The 15236-nt window shown below is 56.2% G+C and carries 13 protein-coding genes; all 13 read left to right on the forward strand.

Annotated features, from left to right (window positions below; genetic code table 11):
• Nucleotides 1-373 precede the first annotated feature (373 nt).
• Complete coding sequence (locus tag N430_RS05765; RefSeq protein WP_110634449.1) at nt 374-1429, forward strand: YCF48-related protein; 1056 nt, start codon at nt 374-376, stop codon at nt 1427-1429.
• A gap of 3 nt (nt 1430-1432) precedes the next feature.
• Nucleotides 1433-3916, forward strand: a complete 2484-nt coding sequence (locus N430_RS05770) for an RND family transporter (RefSeq protein WP_256592087.1) — start codon at nt 1433-1435, stop codon at nt 3914-3916.
• Between the two features lie 126 nt (nt 3917-4042).
• The gene (locus N430_RS05775) at nt 4043-5233 is read left to right on the forward strand and encodes an MFS transporter (RefSeq protein WP_110634662.1); all 1191 of its coding nucleotides are present in this window, start codon (nt 4043-4045) and stop codon (nt 5231-5233) included.
• The gene (locus N430_RS05780) at nt 5230-6003 is read left to right on the forward strand and encodes an SDR family NAD(P)-dependent oxidoreductase (RefSeq protein ID WP_110634445.1); all 774 of its coding nucleotides are present in this window, start codon (nt 5230-5232) and stop codon (nt 6001-6003) included. The genes N430_RS05775 and N430_RS05780 overlap by 4 nt, the downstream gene beginning before the upstream one ends.
• 11 nt (nt 6004-6014) lie before the next feature.
• Complete coding sequence (locus N430_RS05785; RefSeq protein ID WP_110634442.1) at nt 6015-6587, forward strand: cupin domain-containing protein; 573 nt, start codon at nt 6015-6017, stop codon at nt 6585-6587.
• The gene (locus N430_RS05790; RefSeq protein WP_110634439.1) at nt 6584-7576 is read left to right on the forward strand and encodes a fumarylacetoacetate hydrolase family protein; all 993 of its coding nucleotides are present in this window, start codon (nt 6584-6586) and stop codon (nt 7574-7576) included. The genes N430_RS05785 and N430_RS05790 overlap by 4 nt, the downstream gene beginning before the upstream one ends.
• Nucleotides 7567-8544 carry an NAD-dependent epimerase/dehydratase family protein gene (locus tag N430_RS05795; protein WP_110634436.1) on the forward strand — a complete coding sequence of 326 codons (978 nt, stop codon included), beginning with the start codon at nt 7567-7569 and terminating at the stop codon, nt 8542-8544. Before N430_RS05790 ends, N430_RS05795 begins: the two co-directional genes overlap by 10 nt.
• The gene (locus tag N430_RS05800) at nt 8541-9326 is read left to right on the forward strand and encodes a cyclase family protein (RefSeq protein ID WP_110634433.1); all 786 of its coding nucleotides are present in this window, start codon (nt 8541-8543) and stop codon (nt 9324-9326) included. Before N430_RS05795 ends, N430_RS05800 begins: the two co-directional genes overlap by 4 nt.
• Before the next feature lie 257 nt (nt 9327-9583).
• A complete protein-coding gene (locus N430_RS05805; RefSeq protein WP_110634431.1) occupies nt 9584-10615 on the forward strand; it encodes an aromatic ring-hydroxylating dioxygenase subunit alpha in 1032 nt (343 codons plus the stop codon).
• A 101-nt stretch (nt 10616-10716) separates the two neighbouring features.
• A complete protein-coding gene (locus N430_RS05810; RefSeq protein WP_110634428.1) occupies nt 10717-11667 on the forward strand; it encodes a PDR/VanB family oxidoreductase in 951 nt (316 codons plus the stop codon).
• Nucleotides 11668-11727: 60 nt separating this feature from the next.
• Entirely contained in the window at nt 11728-12927 is a 1200-nt protein-coding gene (fdhA, locus tag N430_RS05815; RefSeq protein WP_110634425.1) for a formaldehyde dehydrogenase, glutathione-independent, read from the forward strand.
• Between the two features lie 97 nt (nt 12928-13024).
• The gene (locus N430_RS05820; protein WP_110634420.1) at nt 13025-13990 is read left to right on the forward strand and encodes a helix-turn-helix domain-containing protein; all 966 of its coding nucleotides are present in this window, start codon (nt 13025-13027) and stop codon (nt 13988-13990) included.
• Nucleotides 13991-14207: 217 nt separating this feature from the next.
• Nucleotides 14208-15146 (forward strand): VOC family protein, encoded by a 939-nt coding sequence (locus N430_RS05825; protein ID WP_110634417.1) that lies wholly within the window; start codon nt 14208-14210, stop codon nt 15144-15146.
• Nucleotides 15147-15236 lie beyond the last annotated feature (90 nt).

Consider the following 15236-nt stretch of genomic DNA (forward strand, 5'->3'; position numbering starts at 1 on the left):
ATAGGTTGCATCCGTCTACTCGATTGGTCAAATGCGGTGATTGCCGGGAAGCTGTGTACAGCCAGAACTCAAAGGCCGCTGCGTATGTGATGTCTGATGTTGCACGCAGTGAGCCACAAGATGGTTAAGCCATCGACAACAACAATAATGAGGTTCATCACTATGTACGCCGCCCTAAGTGCCGTCGCCTGCTCGACACGTCTCCTGCATCCCATCACGTTCAATCCTGAAAACCCTCCTGAAATCTCAAGATAACGGTTGAGCCGACATTCGGTTCGTTCTCGATGCAGGCCCACCCTGCAGTCATGCCGTTTGACATGTTGAATTCAAATCCTGCGGACACTGATTTGTTCGCTGGTTGAGGGTCCCTACGATGAAAAAGTTATTTTCTGGTTGGTTGATTGTAATTGCCTCTGGGCTTTCGCCCGCCTGGGCCGGCAACCCCGTGCTTGAACAGTCTGCGATAGTCGGACGGCAAGCCATGCATGCGGTTTTGCAAGATGTTGCGCGAGCGGGAGATCGGCTGGTAGCGGTTGGTGAGCGTGGCGTCGTTCTGCTTTCTGATGACAATGGCACCTCCTGGCGCCAGGCCTCTGCAGTGCCGGTGAGCGCAAGTCTGAGCGCAGTGCAGTTTGTTGATGAGCATCATGGTTGGGCAGTTGGGCATGCCGGCGTTGTCCTGAAGAGTGAAGATGGTGGTGAGCATTGGACTCTTCAGCTTGATGGCCTGCGTGCTGCAGCGCTTGAATTGGGAAGCGCCAAAGAATCAGGCAATCAGGCCAGAATAGATGCGGCCGAACATCTGGTGGAGGACGGCGCCGACAAGCCCTTGCTAGCGCTCGATTTCACCGATGCTCAACGGGGCATGGTTTTTGGTGCCTATGGACTTGCATTCATGACCCAAGACGGCGGTCAAAGCTGGGAGTCCATCATGGATCGGTTACCTAATCCCCGCGGCCTTCACATATACGCGGTCACTCGTAGCAAGGACGCCATGATCGTTGCTGGTGAACAAGGCTTACTGCTGCGTTCCTCTGACGAAGGGGAGCAATTCAATGCTGTGCAAGCCCCTTACGAAGGCAGTTTGTTCACTGCTGCGACTTTTCCCGATGGTCGGATGGCAGTAGGTGGATTACGCGGCAACTTGTTCAGCTCATCCGATGACGGTATGAGCTTCCAGACCCTTGCCAATCCTGTCCCCGCTTCAGTCAACGGCATGCGGGTAGTCGGTGATCAACTGGTCCTGGCCAACCAAGCTGGCATGGTCTTGCGGGGCGGCTTGGCCAGCTTTTCCCCCAGACCGCAAATGGTCACTGATGGCTTGCCTTTGACCGCTGTCACCCAAACCGCTGATGGGGCCCTCGTGGCGGTGGGTATGGCTGGTGCCCGTCGCGTAGCAGCTACCTCTAACCTTTCTTCTGCGGATTGAGCCATGCATTCCTCGACTACCTCCGCGCCCGCCAGTGGCCGTATTGATGACTTTGACAGCGCTTCCGGCTCGTTACTGGAGCGCGCATTGTTTAACCACCGTAAGCTGGTGCTGTTGCTCTGCTTGGCGGCGACCCTGCTATTGGGCTGGCAAGCAACTCGCCTGACGCTCAATGCGAGCTTTGAAAAAATGATTCCGCGGGATCACCCGTTCATTCATAACTACCTGGAGCACCGCCAGGAGCTAGCAGGCCTTGGAAATGCCGTGCGGATAGCAGTCGCCAATCCGCATGGCAGCATCTATGACAAGGATTATCTGCACAGCCTTCAACGTCTTAGTGATGAAATCTATCTGCTGCCCGGTGTTGATCGCACGGCCATGAAATCGCTGTGGACGCCCTCCACGCGCTGGACGGGCGTAACGGAAGAAGGTTTGGAGGGCGGGCCGGTCATCCCTGACGGCTATGACGGCGAAGAAGCCAGTCTCACTGCATTGAAGCGCAACGTGGAACGGTCGAACGAGATCGGCCAGTTGGTAGCCTTCGATCAACAATCAAGCATCATCTATGTTCCATTGTTGGATAAAACTCCTGACGGCCTGGCGCTCGACTACACCGTTTTTGCGCATGAATTGGAATCACTGCGTGCCAAATACCAACAGGAGGGGGTGACGATCTACATCACCGGATTTGCCAAAGTCGTCGGTGACCTGATCGATGGCCTCCAGCAAATCCTTGTGTTCTTTGCTGCAGCAATAGCCATCACCGCACTGATCCTTTACTGGTATACGCGCTGCATACGGAGTACCGGGTTGGTCGTGGTGTGTTCATTGGTAGCCGTTATCTGGCAGTTGGGCCTTCTGCCTATGCTGGGCTACGAGCTGGATCCTTACTCGGTACTGGTGCCGTTCTTGGTCTTTGCCATCGGAATGAGCCATGGTGCCCAGAAGATGAATGGCATCATGCAGGACATTGGGCGGGGCATGCACCGGCTGGTGGCCGCTCGGTTCACATTCAGAAGACTCTTCCTCGCAGGTCTTACAGCCCTGCTGTGCGACGCCGTTGGCTTTGCGGTTCTGATGATCATTCAGATCCAGGTGATCCAGGACTTGGCAGTTATCGCGAGTCTGGGTGTAGCAGTACTGATCTTCACCAATCTCATCCTTCTGCCCGTGTTGTTGTCATACGTGGGGGTCAGCGCGACTGCCGCACGCCGTAGTCTCCGGGCTGAAGAGGCAGAGGCTTCGGGTGAGGAAAAACACGCGGTCTGGCGATTCCTTGACTTGTTCACGCGTCGTCGCTGGGCTGCCGGCTGTGTTGTCGTGGCCGGCCTGATGGCAGTGGGGGGCTATGCGGTAAGTTTGAATCTCAAAATCGGTGATCTGGACGCCGGCGCCCCAGAACTACGTCCCGACTCTCGTTACAATCGGGACAATGCCTTCATCACCCAGCATTACGGCGCCAGCAGTGATGTCTTCGCTGTCATGGTGCAAACTCCGGCGGGAGGCTGCTCTGCGTATGACACACTCAAACGTGTCGATGACCTTGACTGGCAATTGCGTGAACTTGAAGGGGTTGATTCCACGAACTCATTGGCGGTATTGAATCGCCGAGTGCTGGTCGGACTGTCGGAAGGCAACCCGAAATGGTATGAGCTGGTCAATAACCAAGCCTCATTGAATATGGTCACCGCTGGTGCTCCGCGCGGCCTGTACAACGACGATTGCAGTTTGTTGACACTGTATGCCTACCTCAAAGATCACAAGGCCGACACGCTCACTCGAGTTGTAGACAGTGTTCAAAGCTTCGCCACCGAAAATGACAGCGAGCAAGCCAAGTTCTTGCTTGCGGCTGGCAGTGCGGGGATCGAGGCAGCAACCAACATCGTGGTCAAGAAGGCTAACCATGACATGTTGTGGTGGGTCTACGGAGCAGTGATCCTCCTCTGCCTCGTGACCTTCCGCTCGTGGAGAGCAGTGCTCTGTGCCGTGCTGCCGCTGGTGCTCACCTCGATACTGTGCGAAGCGCTCATGGTAGCGCTGGGCATGGGTGTCAAGGTCGCAACGCTGCCAGTCATTGCCCTGGGTGTGGGCATCGGGGTCGATTATGCGCTTTACGTGATGAGCATTGTCCTGGCCCAGATGCGGCAAGGCGCCAGTCTTTCGGAAGCGTATTACCGCGCTCTGTTGTTCACCGGCAAGGTTGTGATGTTGACAGGTGTGACGCTGGCAATCGGCGTTGCAACCTGGATTCTTTCACCCATCAAGTTCCAAGCTGACATGGGAGTGCTGCTGGCCTTCATGTTTATCTGGAACATGGTCGGCGCGCTGATTCTGCTGCCAGCGCTTGCTTATTTCCTGCTGCCAAAACCAACCGTTCAGTTACCGATCGACTCTTCGAACCCTGGCTCGACCCGAGACGAACTGGAATCGCTCGTCCCAGTCACGGCTTGTCATCTCAAGCGAGAGGCGCATTGCAGCGTCGGCTGAGCTGCATGATCCCGCATTAAAAACAACAAAGGTGCGCGACTCCTGCAGAGCGAACACCAACTCCCGGCGAGTCTTCCGGCTGGAGTTGGTGCTCTCGCGGCAAGCGCATGATTATGGGAGATGTGCATGAACGTTAAGCAAACCGCAGGCGCCGGCCAAGCGTTACTGCTCCTACTCGGCAGTTGCCTTCCGGTGCTCGGTGGAGTTCTGGTGGCACCGGTATTGCCAAGTATGCAAGCTCATTTCGCAGCGACTCCAGGGGCGTCCGTCCTTGTGCCAATTGCCCTTACAGTGCCTGCGTTAATGATTGCCTTGACTGCTCCTCTTGCCGGCTGGCTGGCAGATCGCATCGGCCGGCGCAAACTGCTCTTGGTGTGCATGGCGCTGTACAGTTGCTTTGGCCTGATGCCTTTATGGCTGGACTCTCTGTCGTGGATCGTGGCCAGCCGCGCCGGGATTGGATTGGCCGAAGCTGCCATTTTGACCTGCTGCACAGCGCTGATCGGGGACTACTTTGAGAGCGATCGCCGAATTCGGTTGTTTGCGCTGCAAATGGTGGCCACGTCCTTGTCCGCTGCGATTTTCATGGGAGTAGGTGGCGCTCTGGGGGAAGGGAGTTGGCGAACGCCTTTCACCGTTTATGTCGTCGGTATCCTGTGCTTGCCATTCATGGCACGGATGCTTTGGGAGCCTTCCTCACCGACGCAAGAGGTCGTCCATTCTGAGCCAGGCGTGTTCCCTTGGCGCGCCTTGACGCCGCTATATGGGCTGTCACTGTTTGCGGGGGTGAGTCTCTTTATCGTCCCTGTCCAAGCGGGTTATCTGCTGCAGTTTCTACATATTGATAGTCCGCAGCAGATCGGTTTGACGATGGGCGCCAACCAGATAGGTGTTTTGGTAGGGGCTTTGAGCTTCCGTCTGATCGCGAAACTGCCAGGGCGTGTGCTTCTCGCGCTCGGTTTCCTTGGCGCCGGGGTGGGTGGCGCACTGATGGGATGGTCTAACAGCCACAGCCTGGTCGTCGGGGCGGTACTCATCAACGGCTTAGGTATAGGGCTGCTGTTGCCCGCCCTTGTCACCCAAGTCATGCACCAAGTCGAGTTCTCTCAGCGGGGAAGGGCGTCCGGCTTGTTTGCTGCAGCGGTATTCGCCGGTGAGTTTGCCAGCCCTTTATTTGTACTGGCGTTGACTGCTGGAGTCAGCACCGCTCTCCCGCAGGCCTTGATCCTGGTGGGAATCACCCAAGTTGCATTGGCGCCGATCACGCTGCTGATGATTCGCGCTCCTCAGCGTATTCAAGTGGCGGAGGCCCAATGAGCGAGCTCTTTTCACTACACGGCCGCGTAGCGCTGATCACCGGGGCTACACGCGGAATTGGCTACGCCATCGCTCTTGAGTACGGGCGTGCTGGAGCACGCCTAGCGATTAGCGGTGAGACTGCTGAAGAGTGTCAAGCGGCAGTGTCGGCCTTGGCCCTGGAAGGCTTTGAGGTTGCAGGGTTTCCAGCCGACCTAAGCGATCACCACGCGGTGCACAGCCTGTCCTGCGCTGTGCTTAAGCATTATGGGCAAGTGGATGTCCTGGTCTGCAATGCCGGAGTCGCACCGCACATGGGGCCGATCGCAACGGCCAGTGATAAGGACTGGGAGTTGACGCTCTCGGTCAATCTGCGCAGTGCCCTTTGGCTGACCAGTGCCTTGCTTCCCGGCATGGCAGAGATCGGTGGAGGCAGCGTGATTTTCATGGCCAGCATCGCGGGCGTAAGGGGTAACAAAGGTCTGGGCCTATATGGTTTATCGAAGGCCGGCCTCGCTCAATTGGCCCGTAATCTAGCGGTTGAGTGGGGGCCGTCCAATATTCGCGTCAATGCCATCAGCCCCGGCGTAATTCAAACCGACTTCGCCCGCAGCCTCACCGACAACCTCGAAATCATGAAGCGACGCCTGGCGCTTACCCCGCTGCGTCGCGTTGGTTGTCCGGAGGAGGTGGCTGCGATTGCTTTGCTGCTAGCAGCCCCGGGCGGTGCGTTTATCAGCGGACAAAACATCATTGTCGATGGTGGCACCACCATCGGCGACGGCAATTGAAAGGAGATCCCATGCAGCAACTTCCCGAATTCAAGCGTGTTGTCACAGGTCACGACGGCAAAGGTCAGGCAGTAGTGATGAGCGCTGGAGCGACTCCGCACAATTTTCCCCTGAAGGCGGTACCTGGAACGATTTTCTATGAGGTGTGGAACACTGCTTCTAGTCCTGCCCCCATCGATAATGCCGACGACCCGACCAATCAGCCGCTTCAACTGAGCCCAGGGCCTCTTGGCAGCGTCATTCGGGTCGTGGATATCTCCCCGGACAGTGTGCAGAACCAAGTTAGCGCGCAAGAGGCGTCCGATCTCTTCGCTGAGATCGGTGAGGCGCATGCCGGCACCGGTAAGGCCGACTCGAAACACAAGCTGATGCACCGTACCGAGACGGTTGACTACGGCATCGTCACTGAAGGAGAAGTCTGGCTAGTTCTAGATGACGGTGAGGTGCACCTGAAACGCGGCGATATCGTCGTTCAACGAGGTACCAATCATGCCTGGAGCAACCGCACTGAGCAGATGGCGCGGATGGTGTTCATCCTGCTGGATGGGCGATATGCCGAAGAGCTGAAGGAATTGCTGCCATGAAGCTGGCCACGCTCAAGGATGGAAGTCCAGACGGTCGCTTAATCGTCGTTTCGCGCGATCTGCGCCGCGCCATGGATGCCAGCGGGATCGCTCCGACCCTGCAGAGAGCCATCGAGAACTGGACATTAATTGAGGTTGAGCTGCAGCAGTTGTACTGCCAACTGAACGACGGAAATCCTGCCAATGCATTCGACCTTAGCCCTGAGGAGTTGTCGGCACCGTTGCCACGCGCTTGGCAATGGTTGGACGGCTCATGCTTCCTCAGCCATGCAGAGTTGATGCAGCGCGCCTTCAACCTTGATCCAATCGAAGGTGCCGAAAGTATTCCACTTATGTATCAAGGCGCTGGCGACGACTTCCTGGGCCCGCACGATGATCTTGCATTGCCCAGCGAAGCTCATGGCATCGACTTCGAAGGCGAGTTCGCGGTTGTCGTCGGAGAAGTCCCGATGGGGTGTGCGGCAGAAGATGCCTTGAAGCATGTGCGTCTGATCATGCAGGTCAATGACGTAAGCTTGCGAGCACTAGGCCCTCGCGAGATGAAAACGGGGTTTGGCTTCCTCCAGGCCAAACCCTCAAGCAGTTTTGCACCCGTAGCGGTGACACCCGATGAGCTGGGAGAGGCTTGGCGTAACGGGCGCGTCCATTTGCCATTGAATGTGGAGTGGAATGGGCGCTGGTTTGGGCATCCCCACGGTGGTGCCATGCACTTCGGCTTCCACGAACTCATTGCTCATGCGGCCCTGACCCGCAAACTGAGCGCAGGCACCGTTATCGGCTCCGGTACGGTTTCCAATCATGATCGCTCGGTCGGCTCTGCCTGCATCGCTGAACGACGGGCCATTGAGACCATCGCTGACGGTAAACCGAGTACAACCTTCATGCGCTTTGGCGATCATGTTCGGATGGAGGCTCGAGGCCCTGAGGGCGAAGTACTGTTCGGTGAGATCAATCAACGGGTCGTACAAGGAGCCATGCCATGCGCGTAATGGTCACCGGTGCCAACGGGTTTGTGGGGCGTGAACTTGTGCACCGCCTGCTCGACAAAGGTCAACTGCGGGGTGAAACGATCACAGCGCTTTTGGTGCTGGATCAGAAACTTGACGGCCTGCGGGAGGATCGCAGACTGCGGCGCCACTTCGGCAGTATCACTGATCCGGCACTGCTGCGCAGGGCGTTAGCCGATGGTATCGACGTCGTCTTCCACCTTGTCAGCATCCCTGGAGGGGCGGCGGAGGCTCAATATGAGTTGGGTTATCAGGTGAACCTCCAAGCGAGCCTCGAACTGTTGCAGCAACTGCGCAATGATGAACGACCACCTGTTCTGGTGTACGCCAGCAGCGTCGCTGTTTACGGTGGCGAGTTACCGGCCCGAATGAACGAAACCCAGCCCACGGCCCCCCAGTTATCGTATGCCGCACATAAGCTTATGGTGGAGACTGCGCTTGAGGATCTTGCGCGCAGAGGGGAAGTGGATGGCCGTGCAATCCGCTTGCCTGGAATCGTCGCCCGTCCACGTGAACCCAATGGATTGCGCTCGGCATTCATGAGTGACCTTTTGCATGCTTACGCTTCAGGCGAATCATATTGCTGTCCAGTCTCCCCGGCTGCCACGGCGTGGTGGATGTCGGCACGCTGCTGTGTAGCCAACCTGCTGCACGCAGCGGAACTGATCAACCCTGGGCCAGCACGTATCTGGCAACTGCCGGTTCTCCAGCTGTCGATCGCTCAGGTTGTGGACGCTTTGGCTGCTATCTACGGTGAAGATAATCGCTCCAACATCGCGTTTGCTCCTGATCCACAGTTGGAGGCGTTGTTCGGTAGATTTCCGGCGCTGCGCACGCCCAACGCCCGGGCGTTAGGTTTCAAACATGACGGCACAGCAAGCGCGCTGTTACGTAACGCACTGCCGGCCCCAGCACGCCGTCGACCCATGCGAAACGGAGCCACCGTATGAAGAGAACACAGCGCCGTTTGGTGGACCTTTCAGTGACGCTGGACAACAACCCCTACACTGATCCTCCGCCGCTGTTGCCGAAAATTGAGTACATGGACCACCAGCAGGGATGGCCACAAATGGCTGAGATGTTCCCCGGGTTACGCAAGGAAGATTTGCCTGGTAACGAGTCATGGGCTGCTGAGTTCCTGCAGATCACAACGCACAGTGGTACTCACATGGATGCGCCCTGGCATTATGCGTCGACCACTGACGGCGGGAAGCCGGCGTACGGCATCGACGAGTTGCCTTTGGACTGGTGTCTGCAGCCGGGGGTTAAACTCGATTTCCGCACCTTGCCTGACGGCCATGTGGTAACTGCTCTGGAAGTAGAGGCAGAGCTTGCGCGGATTGGGCATACGTTGCAGCCGTTGGACATCGTCTTAGTCAATACTCGAGCCGGCGGTGTGTTTGGACAACCTGACTACCTTGAGGCAGGAGTCGGGATGGGGCGAGAGGCGACGTTGTATCTGTTGGAGCGCGGTGTGCGGGTTGTCGGCACTGATGCATGGAGCTGGGATGCCCCGTTCAAGTACACCCGTGAGCGGTTTGCGGATTCCGGTGATGCATCCATTATCTGGGAGGGGCACAAAGCTGGACGGGATATCGGGTATGGGCAGATGGAGAAGTTAACCAACCTGGATCAGCTCCCCAGTCACGGTTTTCAAGTCAGTTGCTTCCCTTACAAGATCAAACACGCGTCCGCAGGGTTTGTCCGTGCGGTAGCCATCTTTGAAGAGTGAATCAGGTCGTATAGGCCGGCGAGCATAGAGTGCGGAGCAGCAAGGCGGCGAATGTATCGTTATCCGCGATACATCGCATCCTCCTTTGCGATTAGTCAAAGAGCTTGGACCAGCATAACGTAATCGCCATGGTTGAATAGTTCATCAAACGATCTTCGGCTGTTTTCCTCGCCCGTCATTGCATGTGCACCTGGGTGCGGTGGCCTGTTGTTAATAATCAATACTCCGAAGGCAAAATAATAATTAGGAGAGTCATAATGAAGTTTCTGCTGAACACCTGGTACATGGCGGCCTGGGCTGATGAGCTGGATGATGGGGCGTTGCTCGGTCGCACTATCGCTGGCAAAAAACTTGTTCTGTTCCGAGATGGCACTGGAAAACTGCAAGCACTCGATGATCGTTGTCCCCATCGGTTTGCGCCGCTGAGTACAGGGCGGCTGGTCGGTGACAGCGTGCAATGCCCTTACCACGGGCTGCAGTTCAATGGTGATGGCAAGTGCACCCATAATCCACACTCTGAGACGATTCCTAAAGCGGCATGCGTACGCTCATACATTGCGGAGGAGCGCCACTCGGTACTCTGGGTCTGGCTGGGTGATCAGGCCCTAGCTAAGGAGAGCGAGATTCCGGATCTCGGTTTCTTCGTCGCCGCGCCCCAGCATGCGAAAGGGAAAGGTTATCTTCCCACTGCCGCTAATTATGAACTGCTGTCCGACAACATCATGGACCTCAGTCATGTGGACTACCTGCACCCCACTACTTTGGGTGGGGGCGCACTGTCCAGGACTAAAGCGGAAGTAGAAGAAATTCCCGGTAACAAAGTGCGTATCAGCTGGAACGCGCCCAACGATGTTGCTCCTCCCGCCTTCGCGCACTACCTTGAGCAACCAGAAAATTCGGACGTGTGGGCCGAGGTGGTGTGGAATCCGCCAGGACTGATGTTTTTGAACAGCGGCGCAGCACCTGCTGGTCGTCCCCGTGAAGAAGGGCCCTTCACGCGAAACTTGCACATCATGACCCCTCAAGACGGGCAGTTTACCCATTACTTCTTCGCCAATACGCGTCTTTTCGAACAAGACAATGCGGAGCTCAATGCATTTATTCAACCAATGCTGCTGAATGTCTTCGCCAATGAAGACAAACCCATGGTTGAAGCTCAGCAAGTGCAGATGGGGGAGGGAGAGCTTTTGAACATGAACCCCGTCCTGCTGACCGTCGACGCTGGCGCAATTCGCTGCCGCCGAGTTCTGAAGCGGTTGATTGAGGAAGAACAAGCCGCGGGGGCCTGAGGCGTGGGCTGCATTACGGGCGCATCGCCGCCTAAAAGCCGACCACGTTGAGCTAGATCTCGGTGTTTTCGAGCTTATTAAAATTACAACAGGGCCTCCCCATGAAAGTGATAGTGACCCGCAAGCAGATGGAAGCTGAGGCAATCGCCAGCTTTGAGCTTGCTGCGGTGGACGGTGCTCATCTGCCACCTTTCAGCGCCGGCTCGCACGTCGATGTGCGGCTGCCTGGTGGTATTACGCGTCAGTATTCGCTGTGCAATTCTCCAGACGAAACCCATCGTTATCTCATTGCGGTGCTGCGTGACCCACAGTCGCGCGGTGGTTCCCTTGCCATGCATGACGCCGTGAGCGAGGGGAGCGAATTGGAGATTGGAGAGCCGCGTAATTTGTTTCCGCTGGCCCATGAGGCCAAACGGACAGTACTGCTCGCCGGCGGAATTGGCATTACACCGGTACTCTGCATGGCAGAGCGTTTGGCTCAGATCGGCGCGCCTTTTGAGCTGCATTATTGCTCGCGCTCGATTGAAAAGACCGCCTTCGTACAACGCATTCGCAGCTCCTCCTTCAGCCAAAACGCCCACTTCTACTTCGATGCAGGGCCAGAGACCGAGAGGTTTCGAGCTGAGAAGGTCCTGAGTGGTTACTCCTCGGGCGACCATCTGTACGTGTGTGGGCCCGGTGGTTTTATGGACTTCATCTTGGCGTCCGCGAAAGAACACGGGTGGGACGAGACTTCACTCCATCGGGAATATTTTGCTGCTGCGCCAACGGCGAAAGAAGACGATGGCAGCTTTGAGGTACAAGTTTCCAGTACCGGAATGGTCCTGAATGTGCCTGCAGATCGAAGCATCGTCGATGTGCTGAGTGACGCCGGTATAGCTGTCCCTGTTTCCTGTGAGCAGGGGATTTGCGGCACATGCGTGACTCGCGTCATAGAAGGCGTACCCGATCACCGGGACATGTTCCTGACTGACGCTGAGCATGCCCGAAACGATCAATTTACTCCTTGCTGCTCTAGAGCCTGCACTCCGCGGTTGGTGCTCGACCTCTAAGCACATCCTGCTCGGTCAGATCATCTTTTGAGGCAGGTTAACGATAGAAGGAAATAGCAAATGTCTAGCAATCGTGGCGTTGTGTACATCGGTCCTGGGAAGGTGGAAGTCCAATCCATCCCGTACCCTAAAATGCAGGATCCCCAGGGCAAGCAAATTGATCACGGCGTGATTCTGAGGGTCGTTTCCACCAACATCTGCGGCTCTGATCAGCACATGGTGCGTGGTCGCACAACCGCGCCGGAAGGCTTGGTGCTCGGTCATGAGATCACGGGCGAAGTGGTTGAGATCGGGCGTGGTGTTGAGACCATGAAGGTGGGCGACCTGGTTTCGGTTCCCTTCAATGTGGCTTGCGGGCATTGCCGCAGTTGCAAGGAGCAGCATACCGGCGTGTGTCTGACCGTTAACCCTGCACGAGCCGGCGGCGCATACGGATATGTTGACATGGGTGGTTGGATCGGCGGCCAAGCCGAATACGTACTGGTACCATACGCTGACTTCAACCTTCTTAGACTTCCAGATCGCGATGCAGCGATGGAAAAGATCCGCGATTTGACGTGCCTTTCGGATATCTTGCCGACGGGTTACCACGGCGCCGTTACTGCGGGCGTCGGCCCTGGGAGCACTGTGTATGTTGCCGGTGCCGGGCCTGTTGGTTTGGCTGCCGCAGCATCCGCCCGTTTATTGGGCGCAGCTGTGGTTATTGTGGGCGACGTCAATCCGATTCGCCTGGTTCACGCTAAGGCACAAGGTTTTGAGATCGCGGATCTTTCCAAGGACACGCCATTGCATGAGCAGATCGCAGAACTGCTGGGTGAGCCAGAGGTTGATTGCGCGATCGACGCAGTGGGCTTTGAAGCGCGTGGACATGGTCACTCCGGATCCCAGCAGGAAGCACCAGCTACAGTACTGAATTCGCTGATGGGTGTGACCCGAGTGGCGGGTAAAATTGGTATTCCAGGTCTCTATGTAACCGAAGATCCTGGGGCTGTGGATGCTGCAGCCAAAGTAGGTGCATTGAGCATACGCTTTGGCCTGGGCTGGGCGAAGTCGCACAGTTTTCACACTGGTCAGACGCCGGTGATGAAGTACAACCGGCAGTTAATGCAAGCGATCATGTGGGACCGAATCAAAATCGCTGACATCGTTGGTGTCGAAGTGATCACTTTGGATGAGGCCCCTAGCGGCTATGGAGCTTTTGATTCTGGAGTACCCAAAAAATTCGTCATCGATCCCCATAATCTCTTCCGCCGCGCATAAATATTAACCCTTGCTCTCCCGCAGTGTGTGGCTGCGGATTTATGGAGGGAGTACTCCCACTCCCTCCTTTTTTTTCGCGGGGCACTCTATGATGGCAATGCCTCAATCAAACCTGCTGACCGATCGCAGCCTGATTTTCGACCGCGCCGCCCCCGCTGAAGTATCTGGCTACGTCAATCAATATGTCGGCAATCACAGTCTGTCCTTGCCGTGCCGAAGTCCTTCATCAGCAAAGCTGAATCACACTCGATTTGGAAATTTGGACTTCTGTCGCATCAGCTATGGGGCAAGCGCACGTGTTCAGTCTCCCAGCCTGGATGGAATCTACCATTTGCAATTACTCCTGAGAGGAAAGTGCCTTCAGCAGCAAGACGGCGAGCAACGCTGTTTGGAACCAGGCTCGTTGCTGATGATAAATCCTCAGGATCGCGTTGATCTCACCTACTCAAGTGATTGTGAAAAATTTATTGTCAGGATACCCGCGATGGTCCTGGAATCTGCCTGTCGGGATGTGGGAGTCATGGGGCAGGGCACCCAGTCGCCGAAATTTGTAAGAGCCCATTATCGGCTTGCTGAGATTGAAGGAGTGGCCGATCTCCTCGCGCTCATGTGCAAAGAAGCAGAAACAGCCAATCGCCAAATGATGGTGGAAATCCATTATCAAAAGATTCTGGCACTAAAACTGTTGCCATTGCTCGATGCTTCTTCTGAGCGTGGTGCGCCGCCACGGTCTGCACTTTTCACCCGGCTTGATCAATTTATTGGGGAGCATCTGTCTCAAGACCTTGACGCTGACTGGCTGGCGCGTGAAGCCCAGGTGAGCCTAAGGTCGCTTTACTTGCTGTTTGAACATGAAGTGAAACTGCCGCCCCATCAATACATTAGAAGGAGGAGATTACAGCAAATCCATGCGCGCTTACGCGACAGTAATCATCCGCCGAGGAGTGTCACCGAAGTGGCGATGGATTACGGATTTTACCACCTCGGTCGATTTTCCGAAATGTACAAGCGCGAATTTGGTGAATTGCCCTCTGCTACCTTAAAGGGTCTAAATAATGTTTGAATGCCTCTCGAGGAATCTTCGAGGCGGGTATTTACTGGCATTTTTCCAGCGCCTCCTTCATTGCAATGAGGTATCACGCTCGAAGATACCTCACATCCCTACATGCGATTGGTAATGCTTGGTCGTTAAGCCGAATATCGCCTCAGGCCGCAAGGCCAGTTGAACTCCGCCATAGGCGCACCCTGCGCCGTATCACAATTCTAATGGAGTGGTAGCCATGAACATTATTGGCCTAGACGCGCTGGTATTTGGTGTCGACGATGTACAAGCCTGCACTGATTGCCTGGTAGATTACGGTTTGACCTCCAGCAATATCTCCGCCGACGGCGGTCGTTTTGAGGCGATGGACGGCACTGCCATCGTGATTCGCCGCGGCGATGATGCCTCATTACCCCCAGCTCTGGGCCCTACGCCCTCACTGCGTGAAACCATCTATGGCGTAGCATCTGTTGCAGATCTCGAAGCCATTGCGGATGAGTTGGGGCGTGACCGTGAAGTGCGTCGGGACGCTGATGGCTCGCTGCACTGCGTGGATGATCTGGGCTTCGCTATCGCTTTTCAGGTGACATGCCGCCGCCCGTTTACGGCGCCGGCAGATCTGACCAACGCACCAGGTAGCGCACCGCAGCGACCAGTAAATCAGTTGGGCATCAGCCCTGACATGATCGCAGTTCCTAGGACACTGTCGCACGTCGTCTATTTTGTGCCTGACGCCGCTAAGGGTGAGGCCTTTTACCGCGACCGCTTGGGGTTCGTCACCACTGACAGTTTCGTTGGTGTAGGCCCCTTCATGCGCCCCGCTGGTATGGACGACCATCACTGTCTGTTTCTCATTCAGACCCCGCCACATATGCAAGGCTGCGAGCATTTCACCTTCCACATGGGCAGCGGGACAGAAGTTTTGCTTGCCGGGACTCGATTCCAGCAAAAGGGCTGGACCAGTTTCTGGGGACCGGGCCGTCACCTGTTCGGCTCCAACTGGTTCTGGTACTTCAACAGCCCATTAGGCTGCCATATCGAATACGACGCCGACATGGACAAACATGACGAAGCCTGGGCGGCGCGTCAGGCCCCGTTGTCGGCCGATAACTCGCAGCTGTTCCTGTTCACTTCCCGTGAAAAGTGGTCTCCAGGTGGCCCACCTGAGAAGCACTGAGCAATCCGGTACTGATCACCGGTAACCATCATACGGCTTACCTCACAGCGGTCGCTGCGGGGTGAGTTGCGCGCAATGACAACCTGCTGA

It is taken from the genome of Pseudomonas sp. CC120222-01a (assembly GCF_003097235.1).
Taxonomy (GTDB): domain Bacteria; phylum Pseudomonadota; class Gammaproteobacteria; order Pseudomonadales; family Pseudomonadaceae; genus Aquipseudomonas.

Coding starts and splice junctions, on each gene's coding strand:
- N430_RS05765 (WP_110634449.1), top strand. CDS start 374: ATGAAAAAGTTATTTTCTGGTTGGTTGATTGTAATTGCCTCTGGGCTT.
- N430_RS05770 (WP_256592087.1), top strand. CDS start 1,433: ATGCATTCCTCGACTACCTCCGCGCCCGCCAGTGGCCGTATTGATGAC.
- N430_RS05775 (WP_110634662.1), top strand. CDS start 4,043: ATGAACGTTAAGCAAACCGCAGGCGCCGGCCAAGCGTTACTGCTCCTA.
- N430_RS05780 (WP_110634445.1), top strand. CDS start 5,230: ATGAGCGAGCTCTTTTCACTACACGGCCGCGTAGCGCTGATCACCGGG.
- N430_RS05785 (WP_110634442.1), top strand. CDS start 6,015: ATGCAGCAACTTCCCGAATTCAAGCGTGTTGTCACAGGTCACGACGGC.
- N430_RS05790 (WP_110634439.1), top strand. CDS start 6,584: ATGAAGCTGGCCACGCTCAAGGATGGAAGTCCAGACGGTCGCTTAATC.
- N430_RS05795 (WP_110634436.1), top strand. CDS start 7,567: ATGCGCGTAATGGTCACCGGTGCCAACGGGTTTGTGGGGCGTGAACTT.
- N430_RS05800 (WP_110634433.1), top strand. CDS start 8,541: ATGAAGAGAACACAGCGCCGTTTGGTGGACCTTTCAGTGACGCTGGAC.
- N430_RS05805 (WP_110634431.1), top strand. CDS start 9,584: ATGAAGTTTCTGCTGAACACCTGGTACATGGCGGCCTGGGCTGATGAG.
- N430_RS05810 (WP_110634428.1), top strand. CDS start 10,717: ATGAAAGTGATAGTGACCCGCAAGCAGATGGAAGCTGAGGCAATCGCC.
- fdhA (WP_110634425.1), top strand. CDS start 11,728: ATGTCTAGCAATCGTGGCGTTGTGTACATCGGTCCTGGGAAGGTGGAA.
- N430_RS05820 (WP_110634420.1), top strand. CDS start 13,025: ATGCCTCAATCAAACCTGCTGACCGATCGCAGCCTGATTTTCGACCGC.
- N430_RS05825 (WP_110634417.1), top strand. CDS start 14,208: ATGAACATTATTGGCCTAGACGCGCTGGTATTTGGTGTCGACGATGTA.